The organism is Segetibacter sp. 3557_3 (assembly GCF_004354985.1).
GTDB lineage: Bacteria > Bacteroidota > Bacteroidia > Chitinophagales > Chitinophagaceae > Segetibacter.
Window position 1 is genome coordinate 130,694 of the sequence record NZ_SMSK01000014.1, and the last position, 12,408, is coordinate 143,101.

Below are 12,408 nucleotides of genomic sequence, written 5' to 3' on the forward strand. Positions count from 1 at the left end.
AGCATAAGTGTCAAGCACCTGACCCAGGCACGATATACCAATGGGGAGTTTTTTGCGATCGCCCGTAACGGCTCAGCTATTTGATCGAAACGGAGGTTGTAGGTTCCTGCATTTAACAGTTGAACTGCTTTAAATCGTTAAGGGGGATGTTGATTTATACTAACTTGTAGCCCTATTTTAAGAAATGGATATGAAGAAAACCGGTGTATTAGTTCTACTACTCAGCTTGTTTACAACGGGCTTAATTGCTCAGCCCGCGGATGCCGTTGCAAACCGTTGGGTTGACAGTGTTTTTAGCGGCCTGAGCAAAGAAGAAAAAATTGCGCAGCTGATGATTATAAGGGCGCACAGCAATCTTGGTAAAAAGCATGTGGAAGAGGTAAGCGCGCTTATTCAAAAATACAATGTCGGCGGACTTTGTTTTTTCCAGGGTGGCCCGGTGCGTCAGGCAACACTCACCAACTACTACCAGGACATTGCTAAAACGCCGTTGATGATCAGCATCGATGGTGAATGGGGACTGGGTATGCGCCTCGACAGCGTCATCAATTTTCCGCGTCAACTCATGATTGGAGCGGTTCTCGACGCCGCTCTTGTGTACCAGTTCGGACGGGCTGTTGGTGAGCAATGTAAAAGGCTGGGCATTCATGTAAACTTTGCTCCTGATGTGGATGTAAATAACAATCCAAACAATCCGGTTATCAACGACCGCAGTTTTGGTGAAGACAAGTACAAGGTTGCCCTTTACGGGATCGAATACATGCGGGGAATGCAGGATGTTGGCGTGATGGCCTGTGCCAAGCACTTTCCGGGACATGGCGATGTCGACGTCGACAGCCACTTTGACCTGCCGGTAATTAACAAGAGCAGGGCACAACTGGACTCACTTGAGCTTTATCCCTTCCGTGAAATATTTAAAGCAGGTGTAGGCAGTGTGATGATTGCACACCTTTACATTCCGGCAATCGACAATATCGAAAACCAGGCAACCTCCCTTTCGTACAAAAATGTAACGGGATTGCTGCGTGAAGAACTGGGTTATAAGGGATTGACTTTCACCGATGCACTCGAGATGCAGGGTGTCACAAAATTTTACCCCTCAGGAGAAGCCTCGGTACAATCGCTCATTGCAGGCAATGATATGTTGTGCCTTCCTGGTGATGTGCCGGCCAGCATTGAAAAGATTGTTACAGCCATAAAGCAGGGCAGGCTCAAACAGGATGATATTGATAATAGGGTGAAGAAAGTTTTGCTTGCAAAATACACCCTTGGCCTCAGCCGGCTGACCCCCGTTGATACCGCTAACATTACAAGTGCGCTGAATGAACAAACCAACAAGATCAACCGCCTTTTGGCTGCCAACGCATTAACCTTGTTGCAGCACCGCGACGAAGCGTTGGTGCCACTCGATCATAAAAAACGTATTGCCTATATCGGTATCGGGCTTGACAAACCAAATGCGTTTGCCAAAAGGCTTCAAGCCGATCATAAAGCCGACGTTTACCTTTTTAATTACAAAAGGGATCTCGGCACCGTGCCGATGCTAACTGAGGTAATGAAGGATAAATACGATGCGGTAGTCATCGGCATGCATGCGTATAGCAGGCGTCCCGCTGCAAACTTTGCCCTGAGCTATTCCGCTTTAAACTTCATTAACAGGCTCCAGGACGAAGTGCCATCTGTCACCCTTGCATTCGGCAATCCATACGCGATTAAAAATATCAGTAATGCGCCAAACCTGGTTGCTTGCTATGAGGATGATGAAATTACCCAGAATGCCGCTGCGGATTTACTTGAAGGCAAGATTGTAGCCAAAGGAAAATTACCCGTAACCGTTTCACCAAAGCTTCCTTTTGGTAGCGGTATCCGCATCAACGAATACCTTCCGGAAGTGGTCCCCGACTCTGTCGGCTTTAACCCCGACGCTCTAAAAGCGATCGACTCGCTGGCACTCGACGCAGTTAAACAACGCGCTACCCCCGGTTGCGTAGTGCTGGTTGCACGCAAAGGAAAGGTTGGGTTTTACAAAGCATATGGACATACCAATTACGACAGCACGGAAGTACTCAACCGCGAGACCATATTTGACCTTGCCTCGGTAACCAAGACCTCGGCCACTACTGTATCCGTTATGAAGCTTTACGAAGAAGGCAAGCTTGATCTAAAGAAAACACTGGGCGATTACCTGCCTTGGGTAAAAGGCTCCAATAAAGAGGGTATCACCATCGAGAATCTTTTGTTGCACCAGGCAGGATTGGTTGCCTACATTCCATTTTATCGCTCCACTTTCGATGCAGAGAGTAGATACTACCCGGGAATTTATTCAACTACGCCTAACGAAGCATTTCCTACCCGGGTGGCTGAAAACCTTTATCTTAATCGGGCTTACGAAGACACGCTGTTACAAAGAATACTAAGGAGCCCGTTAGGTCCTGCAAACCAGTATGTGTACAGCGATAACGACTTTATCTTTCTCGGTAAGGTGGTTGAAGCAGTAAGTGGGCAGAAGTTGGAAGAATACGTGCGGCAAACGTTTTACCTGCCCTTAAATATGACAACAACTGGGTTCAGGCCCCTTGACCATTTTGCTAAAGATGAAATCGCTCCAACAGAACTGGATAAGGAGTTTCGTAAGCAACAACTAAGGGGTGATGTTCATGACCAGGGGGCAGCAATGTTTGGCGGTGTGGCCGGCCACGCAGGTCTCTTCAGCAACGCATACGACCTGGTACAACTTTACCAGCTGCTCCTTAACGGGGGTGAACTCAACGGTGTAAGGTTGCTTAAGAAAGAAACCATTGACTATTTCACGGCCTACCATAGCCCAATCAGCAGACGGGGTCTTGGCTTCGACAAGCCGGAGAAAGATAATGCTACCCGCAAGGATCCCTATCCAACCAGGAGTGCCTCGCCCGCTACTTTCGGGCATACCGGCTATACCGGCATTGGCGTATGGGTTGATCCTGCTGCCGACCTGATCTATATTTTTCTTTCGAACCGGGTTGCACCTAATGGCGATATGAACAGGCTGATCAAAATGAATGTCCGGTCAAACATTCATGAAGCAATCTACAAAGCGATAAAGCCAACACAGGAGTCAACAGCTGCGAATTAGCCATTCGTTAGAGCACCCGCTACCAATAACAAAAGGGCATTGGTCCCGGTGTATCTTGATGATAACATTTGATTTCACCTTGACTCTAAATGGAGTTCTTTCACCGCCGGGCAAATCCCCATTTTCCATGTACGTTGATATGACCACCTAAACTAACAGGCGTTAGTTTCCCTACCTTTACTGTTCCCTTTAGCTGATGGCACGTATAAAAAGCACCGAACAAAATAGCAGGAAAGACATCATCACTACCCAGGCATCCATTTTGTTCAGGCAAAAAGGATATCGCGCAACGAGCATGCGCGACCTTGCAGAAAAGGTAGGCGTTGAAGCAGCGAGCTTGTACAACCACATCAGCAGCAAAGAAGAACTATTACGCGACATTTGTTTTAAGGTTGGTGATGATTTTACAAATCACCTTGAGGCGCTTGAAAAACTAAAGCAACCCGCTATCCTAAAGATTGAAGCCATCATTCGCTTTCATATAAAAATGATGCTTCAACGCTTTGAAGAAGTTCACGTCAGCAACCACGACTGGCATCACCTTAAGGAACCTTATCATACCGATTTCTTAAACCGCCGGCGCGAATACGAAAAACGTTTTGGAAGCATCATCGAAAAAGGTGTTGTCAAAAAAGAGATCCGAAAAGTCAATCCTTACATCGCAGTACTTACAATACTTTCGGCGGTGAGGGGAATAGAATACTGGCATCGTCATAAGAAGAATGTAACTGCTGCCGAGCTCGAAAACAACATGGTGCAACACCTGATCCTGGGTATAAAAACGATTGAATAGGGCTGAGCACTGCCATCCCTTTAAACAACTGCTAAACCATTGAACATTGGGACATTTTCATCCGTTGACGATTAAAGAAGTTCGCAGGGAAACAGCCGACTGCATCTCGTTGTTGTTTGATGTACCTGAAAACTTAAAGGACGAATTTTCCTATCATCATGGGCAATCGTTAACACTTCGCTTAAATATCAACGGACAGGAAGTACGGCGTTCCTATTCAATATGCAGCAGTCCACTCGATAATGAATTAAGGATCGCAATAAAAAAGGTTGACCAGGGCGTGTTTTCATCATATGCCAACCAGAGTTTCAAAGCTGGTGACATACTCGAGGTGATGCGACCCTCAGGAAAGTTTCATGCAACACTAGACCGCGAAAACAAGAACAGCTATATAGCGTTTGCAGCAGGCAGTGGCATCACCCCTATTTTCTCGATCATCAAAACAACCCTGGTGACGGAGCCAAACAGCAAGTTTACACTGGTGTATGGCAACCGTAACCGCAGCAGCATAATATTCAGGGAACAACTGGAAGCCTTGAAGAACAAGTTTGTCTCAAGGTTCAGGATCATTCATATTCTCAGCAGGGAAAAGATGGATGCACCGATAAACGTTGGCCGGATTAACAAAGAAAAATGCGCGGCGCTTTTTGAAAAGCTCCTCGACCTCAACCAAACTGCAGGCTTCTTTTTATGTGGACCTGCTGAAATGATTTTCGAGGTGAAAGAATACCTCCTTGAACACGGGGTGGACCCTAACAAAATTCACTTTGAGTTATTTGGAACCCCGGTTAAGCAACAAAACAGCCCTGTTGAAAAAAGCACAACCGAACGAAAAAGCGCAATCACGATTAAACTTGACGGCACCTCGTTTGATTTTCAGCTCGCCTTCGATAGTGAAAGTATATTAGACGCAGCCCTGCGGCAAGGCGCCGATCTGCCTTATGCCTGTAAGGGTGGGGTTTGTTGTACATGCCGGGCAAAGCTTGTTGAAGGAAAGGTAGACATGACGCTGAACTATGCACTTGAACCCGACGAACTGGAGCAGGGTTTTATTCTAACCTGCCAGTCCCACCCGCGTACGGAAAAGGTAGTTATTGATTACGATGTGAAATAAAGTCAGGATATTCATTACCCTCCGTAATTTAGAAATCGCAACTTCTCCCAAATGAACCCGGAACATTATGTTCAACTCACTTTATCCCACTATCTCAAAAAATTCATCTGCCGATAAAAGGGACTCAAAAAGCTGTTCGATTCCAATTATAGTTTTTACCGGATTTATTTGCCCAACACGCTATTATTCTATAATCGTAACTCCGTGTCGTTTAGTTAAGCTCTTGTTCATTAGATTGTTCAAAAATGGTATACAGTACAAGCCCCCGCCCGAACATAGTTCATACGGGCGGGCGGGCAACGATTTACAATCGGGATTCTGTAGTTAGGTCCAACGGAAATCTTAACTAAACCAGACTAACTCATAATTTGACTACCATCTCTTTTGCGTAAACAACCATTGCAATAATCCCGGCTCTTCAAACGCGCTATCCCAGCTGTTGTGATTGGCATTCGTATAATAAGTTGCTTTCACACCGGCACCCGCCTTTTCAAGCGCCACTTCCATGTTTTTGGTAAACTGCGGATCAACAATGTCGTCCTTCAATCCATGAAAAAGCCACCACCTCGTTTTCCTCAGCTCTTTTGCCGTTGCCGGGTGTGCACCGCCGCATATCGCAAACGCAGCAGCAAATATTTGGGGCTTTCGCCTAACCAGTTCATAAACCCCCATGCCTCCCATGGATAAACCACCAACATATACCTGCTGACGATTAACGTTAAAACGATTTAGCAGGTGATCGGTCAGAGACATCAGTGTACGCATAGCGTCTGTCGGATCTCCATTAACGGTGAAGTAGAAATTGCGCTTGCTGTTTAAAGTGCCGGCCGTTTCCGCAATTACATTACTCCAGTAGTTATTAGCAGGGCATTGCGGAAAAACAACAATTGCCGGATAGCGTTTCCGAACAGTATCCCTCAGGAACAGGGCTGCACCATTTGCAAGTTGGCTTTCATTATCCCGACCGCTTTCACCCCGACCATGCAGGAACAAAATCAACGGGTACCGTTTTGAACTATCGTAGCCGGCTGGAAGTAAAACCCGGTAGGGCATGGTATCGCCGTTTTGTATAAACCAGCGTTTTGCAAACTGCGATTTGTCTTGTGCATGCGTGTTGAAGAAGCCTGCAACACCTAAGATTGAAAGCAAAATTCTAATCATGATAAATAAGGCATCCCGTTTAATAATGAGGCTTTAGCAGCGTTAGAAATTTTTAAAAGCAGGCGTAAAAGCCTATATGAAAACTCCAGTTGAATTGAGCCCCTTGAATGGTGGGCCGGGCTGACGTGGCAACCGCGATGCTGATTGGTTGAATGATCTTCTCCAAAAAATTTTATTGGCCAGCGTTTTCGCCACACCGTATACTATGGTACCAATACAAACTTTGCTTGTTTTAGATCGCGGCTATTTCCACCTACGAATACAGTAAAGTTGCCCGGCTCGTAAATGGGCTTAAGGTCGCTGCCAACAAACTTAAGGTCATCCACGGTTAAATTAAAAACGATGTCTTTCGACTCGCCCGCCTGCAACCTGATTTTCTGAAAAGCCTTCAATTTTTTAACCGGCTGTGTTATGGAAGCATATTCGTCGTGCAGGTACAACTGAACCACCTCTTCGCCATCGAACTGGCCAGTGTTGCTTAGCGTAACCCTGAGCTGCAGTTGGTCAGCAGCACGCATACTCGTGCGATTGAGTTTTATTTCGCTATAACTAAAGGTGGTATAACTTAAGCCAAAGCCAAACGGGAACAATGGCTCATTTGAAACATCAAGGTAATTGGAGCGGAACTTTTGGGTTGGTCCCGCACCTTGTGGACGACCCGTATTTTTATGGTTGTAGTAAATCGGTATTTGTCCAACATTCCTTGGAAAAGTCATGGTGAGTTTACCTGAAGGGTTGTAATTGCCAAACAACACATCGGCTATAGCATTTCCTGCTTCATGACCCTGGAACCAAACATCCAGCAACGATGTAGCCAGTTCCGCTTCCATGTTTAAAATTAAGGGCCTTCCATTCATAAGCACCACAACGAGTGGCTTACCCGTTTTTGCCAGTGCCTGCAAAAGGCGCTGTTGGTTAACAGGCAAGCTGATATCGGACCTGCTTGCTGCTTCACCACTCATCTCCGATGCTTCACCAACAACGGCTACGATTACATCTGCACGGCCGGCAACCTCAAGCGCCTGGGTCAGCAGTTGATCAGGTGATAGGGAGTCTACATCGGCGCGAACGCCAAATACGTTTACCTTTTTGGCAAGCGCCGTGTCGTCGGTAATGTTTGCACCCTTTGCATAGAGTATGTTTACACCCGAACCTCCAACACTTCTCATTCCATCAAGCACGGGCACGGAAAGTTGCGGCTCGCCACTAACCGCCCATGTACCCAGCATATTACTCTTGTTGTTTGCAAGCGGCCCGATTAAAGCGATGGTGCCCGACTTTTTTAATGGCAGGGTTTGGTTATTGTTTTTTAGCAATACACATGAGCGCGCACCAAACTCGCGGGCGGCGGTACGCTTATCAGCGCTCAGCACTTCCCTTTGGGTACGGCTGCTGTCGCAATAACGAAAAGGATCTTCGAAGAGGCCGAGCTTATACTTGGCTTCGAGTACACGGCGGCAGCCATCGTCAATTTGCCGTTGGGTAACCTTTCCCTGTTGCAGCGATTTCTTTAGTGTGGTTAAAAAACCTTCGCCCACCATGTCCATATCTACCCCTGCTTTCAATGCAAGTGCAGATGCAACCTGCAGGTCGCCAACCCCATGATCGACCATTTCGTTGATTGCAGTATAGTCAGTAACAACAAAACCTTTAAAGCCCCACTGCTTGCGGAGCAGATCCGTCATCAACCATTTGTTACCGCTTGCAGGGATGCCATCGATATCGTTGAAGGAGGTCATTACACTACCGGCACCGGCATCTATCGCGGCCCTGTAAGGTGGCAGGTAGGTCTCGTACATTTTAAGCCGGCTCATGTCTACAGAATTGTAATCCCGGCCTGCCTCAGCGGCACCATAAAGGGCAAAGTGTTTCACGCAGGCCATAACGGTATTGTTGGCGGCAAGATCGTTACCCTGGTAACCTTTCACCATGGCTGCGGCAATCTTAGAACCGAGGTAAGTATCTTCACCTGCACCTTCCACAACCCGTCCCCAGCGTGGATCGCGGGCAATATCAACCATTGGCGAGTATACCCACGACAAGCCGTCGGCAGTAGCTTCTTCTGCTGCAAGCCTTGCGCTCCGTTCGATCATAGCAAGGTCCCAACTGCACGATAGGGCAAGTGGTACCGGAAAAGTGGTTTTATATCCATGGATAACATCGGAACCAAATATCATCGGGATCTTCAAACGGCTGCTGCTCACGGCGAGTTGCTGTGCCTGCCTTATCTTATCTACGCCAATAATGCCAAACAAGGCCCCTACCCCACCAGACTTGATCTTCGATTCAACCCCGCTGCTTACAACTGCACCGGTGGCTACACCACCGCCCGGGTTTAGCAGGTTCAATTGCCCGATCTTTTCATCAACGGTCATCTTCGCCATTAATGCATTTACAAAAGCCGTCATCTTGTTTGCAGGTTGTGCCACTGGTTTTTGCGCGCCTAAACCTGCAGCAGTCGCAACCGCGACCATCAACAACAATATTCTATTCATCTTCATAGTTTTTCAAATTAAAGCAGTTAAACACTCAACTAATCAACCATTCAACTTATCAACTCTACCTTAATACCAAATACCTTAATGCCCAATTCCCAACCTACTCTATCCTCACCACCTTCGACCTCGCCGATACCCCATTCTCATTGAACGCTTCAATTGAAAAGTAGTAAGCCTGTTCAGTTGAGAGACTTTTTAGTTCCAGTTCGTTTTTACCATAAACCATCCAGGAGTTGTGCAATTTATCAGGTGCTATTCCCCAGAGAATGTTATAACCCTGGCAATCTTGTTTTGTCCATTGAATCATCGCATCACGCCGGTCGGTTTTTCGCGATACGTTAAACCCTTTTACAGTGGCCGGTACTTTTCCCTCACCCAATCCAAATACCCGCAAACCAGAGATGGCAAGGTGCGGTGTGGGTACATGAATGTTGCGATAACGGATATACCGCACTGTTTGTGGTGCAGCAATTTCAACGTAGTCGTTGGGTACGTCTTTATAGCTGTCACTTCTGTCAACAAGCTTAATCCAGGTGCGGCCATCCACAGAACCGTCGATCACATAGCGATGGTACAAGCCCGGTACCCGGCCGTACAATGCAGACTTATAATCGTGAAAGTTTAATTGAATGGCATAGACTTTTCCTGGCTTTTGCAGGTCAACCTGCACCCATTGTGTAGAGTCGTTATTGCTGGCGAGCCAAAAGGTTTTGATGTTTTCATCAGTAAGATTTTGGGCTTTGAAGTCCTGCGAGACTGATGAAGCCGTAACGGGTTTATTATACGACAACAACATCCAGCCGGCGAACTCACCGTGCTTGCCCGGAACCGCCGGCGCATAGTGCGGGTAATCTCCAAATGAGGTGTTGCTGTACATCAATCCATCGTTATCAAACCAGGTCGGGAACATACAGATCCGTCGCTCCCAGTTTACATTTACCGAAACAGCCATTGAAGCAAAATGCCAGTATTTTTTTGCCGGACCAATTACGGTGCTGCCATGCCCTGCCCCATTTGCAAAGCCACCCGGCTTATAAAAAACAGGATTGTTTGGCGCATAACGATAAGGCCCGAGTGGCGCATCGGAAATGTATACCCCATCCCCGTAAACATTAAATTCAGTGCCGGGTGCGGCGTACTGCATATAATATTTGTTGTTGTATTTGGTTAACCATGCCCCTTCCATATAACCTGCCAATACCGTATCGCGGTGGTCCTCTCCAAACCGCTCCCAGCCATGTTTTTTGCCGTCCAGTTTAAACAACTCTGTAATTTCTTTTGCTGGTTTAAAGCGATCATTTTTGTCGAGCTTTCGTCCCCTGATCGGGTATACATTTGAAGAACCCCAAAACATATAAGCTTGTCCGTCGTCGTCAATAAAAAGATCAGGATCCTGAAGGTCGCCCAATATGCCCGGTACTGCTTTCCAATCGCCCCGCTTTGGATTGTCGGTATAAAGGATACTCATATTACCCGAAGGGTCACCTGCAACGTATAATACCGAGTCTTTATAGTTATGCGCAGCCGGGGCGTTTGAACCTTGGAAGTACCACTTTTCCGGTGTAATAAAACTCCAGTTTAAAAGATCAGTAGAATGCCAGTAACCCATTGAGCGGGTAACAAACATATAGTACTCATTTCTGAATTCAACAACAGCAGGATCAGCACCGGACCGGTAAGAAAGATCGTTATACGAGTTATACACCATGTAGGTATAGTCCAGGTTCAGCGGGTTGCAATACGTTCGCATTTGTGTTGACTGGGCAAAAGAAAGGGTAGCATTGCACAAAGAAAGAATTCCAACAATCAACGACCTGACATTTTGCATATGACTATAATTTTCGAATAACATCAGTAGCTTTTTGGTACCAGCGACATCACCATGTGGCAACATCGTTGCGTCGCAATCCGTTTATCTTTTGTTCTTTGTGGCGGCGGATTCTGTTGCAATAATGACGCTCATTGCGCAACACAGCCGGTGTGTTTCTCCCCCCCCCGGATTGCATCCGGGGCTATTTAAATTCAACCCCTTCAGGGTTGTGAAAGCCCTACTTGTTCCTTTCCCCGGATTGCATCCGGGGCTATTTACATTCAACCCCTTCAGGGTTGAGCACTAACGCCAAACCATTTCAAATATTAAAGCCGATATGCTTAACTACTCTAGCCTTCATTCAACATATAACATACAACATTCAACATAAGACCAATCACTCTTAATTCTTAACTCATAATTTTCTACATACAACATTCAACATATAACATTCAACATCATTATTCATCGCCCCTTCGTAACAAACCCCAGTTTCTTCAACCCGGTTTTAATCTCCGGGCAGCTCATAAACAGGTTCCAGATCAACCCACTCCTGTAGTTCTCCATCATCACCACAATTGGTCCCTGGTCAATCGCCAGGTATCGTTGCGGGTACCAGTTATCCGTTTCACTGAACGCATCATAAAAACCGTATTTGCCTAAGAGCTTTCCATTATAATCGTTGTACCAATGCTTCATCGCACGCATGGATTCACTTGGTGTATAGGGCATAGACGATAAGGCAGCAGTAGGTGAAATTACCCCCAGATCCCTTTCCATTCCGGGTGAATGACCGGCGTATCCTTTTACTGAATAGCTCGCAGTTAGTCCCCAACTGTTTGGGCCATAACCTTTGAACTGCTTTGGGTTCTGCACACACCATTGGTAGTTGATCAGGGTATGATTGGTATTGTGTTCCCAGTAGTTGGTATACCGGTCGTTTAGTCCACGTGGATCCAGTCCAACATAGGAATAGTGAGCCCAGAAAAGTGGTCCGCCATATTCCTTGCTGCCATTATGCGAAAGGTTTAAGGTGTGCCCGAATTTTGTTGTGGTATCATTGATTGCTCCATTTTTTGCCCAGCCCTGGTGGTAAACTTCAGCAGGTACGGAATAGGTAGGCGAAGCGGCAGCAAGCACATACATAACCAGGCATTCATTATAGCCTGTTACGGGAAAATTCATTTCCCATCCATAGTTTGGCGACCAGTGCCAATACAGTACATTTTTGCCGTTACGGTACCAGGTAAAATCAACTGCTCTCCAAAGAGCATCAATCCTGTTTGCAAGCGCTTTTTCAGCACTGCTACCTGCGCGAAAATACTGCCGGGCAGCAAGTAATCCCTCCAACAAAAAAGAGCTTTCAACAAGATCGCCGCCATCATCTTTGCGGGAAAACGGTTTTACTTTCCCTGTTTCGCCATTCAGCCAATGCGGCCAAACCCCATCAAAACGATCAGCTTTTTCGAGGAAGCCTACAATCCGTTGCATGCGTTCGAAACCGGCTGCCCGACTAATGTACTTGCGTTCGATACCAATAAGAATTGCCATCACCCCAAAGCCAGCACCCCCAATGGTAACAATGTTCTGATCCCGTTGCGGGTAGTCACCATCCATATGTATTCGCTCTCTTGCCATCCCACTAACCGGCTCCGCACCTTCCCAGAAATAGTTGAATGTTGCCCTTTGTACCGTATCGTATATAGCCTGGTATTCTACCGGTATCTTGTTTTCCGTAGCCCGGATTATTTGCCTTCCCTTGCAATGTGATGACAGCAGAACGATCAACATTAGACCGGCAATACAGATGGGATGTTTATAGAAGAAAGATAGTTTCATAATGCGGTCTTTAATCAAATACAATAGGAGCACTGCTTATTTAAGTTTTCCTTGTATCAGGTACAAGCATGCGTCAGT

7 protein-coding genes are annotated in these 12,408 nt (G+C 46.5%); 3 read left to right on the forward strand and 4 right to left on the reverse strand.

Going from position 1 to position 12,408, the window contains the following annotated elements:
- Window positions 1–190: 190 nt before the first annotated feature.
- From EXU57_RS18555 to paaE, 3 genes are all read left to right on the forward strand, one after another.
- Window positions 191–3,115 carry a glycoside hydrolase family 3 N-terminal domain-containing protein gene (locus EXU57_RS18555; protein ID WP_207955528.1) on the forward strand — a complete coding sequence of 975 codons (2,925 nt, stop codon included), beginning with the start codon at window positions 191–193 and terminating at the stop codon, window positions 3,113–3,115.
- A 196-nt stretch (window positions 3,116–3,311) separates the two neighbouring features.
- Window positions 3,312–3,908: a TetR/AcrR family transcriptional regulator gene (locus EXU57_RS18560; protein ID WP_133269735.1), complete on the forward strand. Its 597-nt coding sequence runs from the start codon at window positions 3,312–3,314 to the stop codon at window positions 3,906–3,908.
- A gap of 46 nt (window positions 3,909–3,954) precedes the next feature.
- Window positions 3,955–5,022 (forward strand): 1,2-phenylacetyl-CoA epoxidase subunit PaaE, encoded by a 1,068-nt coding sequence (gene paaE, locus EXU57_RS18565; protein ID WP_133269736.1) that lies wholly within the window; start codon window positions 3,955–3,957, stop codon window positions 5,020–5,022.
- Between the two features lie 372 nt (window positions 5,023–5,394).
- Here paaE and EXU57_RS18570 read toward each other — a convergent pair whose 3' ends face one another.
- The 4 genes from EXU57_RS18570 to EXU57_RS18585 all read right to left on the reverse strand — a co-directional run bounded on the left by EXU57_RS18570 (window position 5,395) and on the right by EXU57_RS18585 (window position 12,330).
- The gene (locus EXU57_RS18570) at window positions 5,395–6,183 is read right to left on the reverse strand and encodes a prolyl oligopeptidase family serine peptidase (RefSeq protein ID WP_133269737.1); all 789 of its coding nucleotides are present in this window, start codon (window positions 6,181–6,183) and stop codon (window positions 5,395–5,397) included.
- A 203-nt stretch (window positions 6,184–6,386) separates the two neighbouring features.
- Complete coding sequence (gene bglX / locus EXU57_RS18575) at window positions 6,387–8,678, reverse strand: beta-glucosidase BglX (protein WP_133269738.1); 2,292 nt, start codon at window positions 8,676–8,678, stop codon at window positions 6,387–6,389.
- 103 nt (window positions 8,679–8,781) lie between these two features.
- Window positions 8,782–10,533 (reverse strand): family 43 glycosylhydrolase, encoded by a 1,752-nt coding sequence (locus EXU57_RS18580; protein ID WP_243745651.1) that lies wholly within the window; start codon window positions 10,531–10,533, stop codon window positions 8,782–8,784.
- Window positions 10,534–10,956: 423 nt separating this feature from the next.
- Window positions 10,957–12,330 carry a glucoamylase family protein gene (locus EXU57_RS18585; protein WP_243745652.1) on the reverse strand — a complete coding sequence of 458 codons (1,374 nt, stop codon included), beginning with the start codon at window positions 12,328–12,330 and terminating at the stop codon, window positions 10,957–10,959.
- Window positions 12,331–12,408 lie beyond the last annotated feature (78 nt).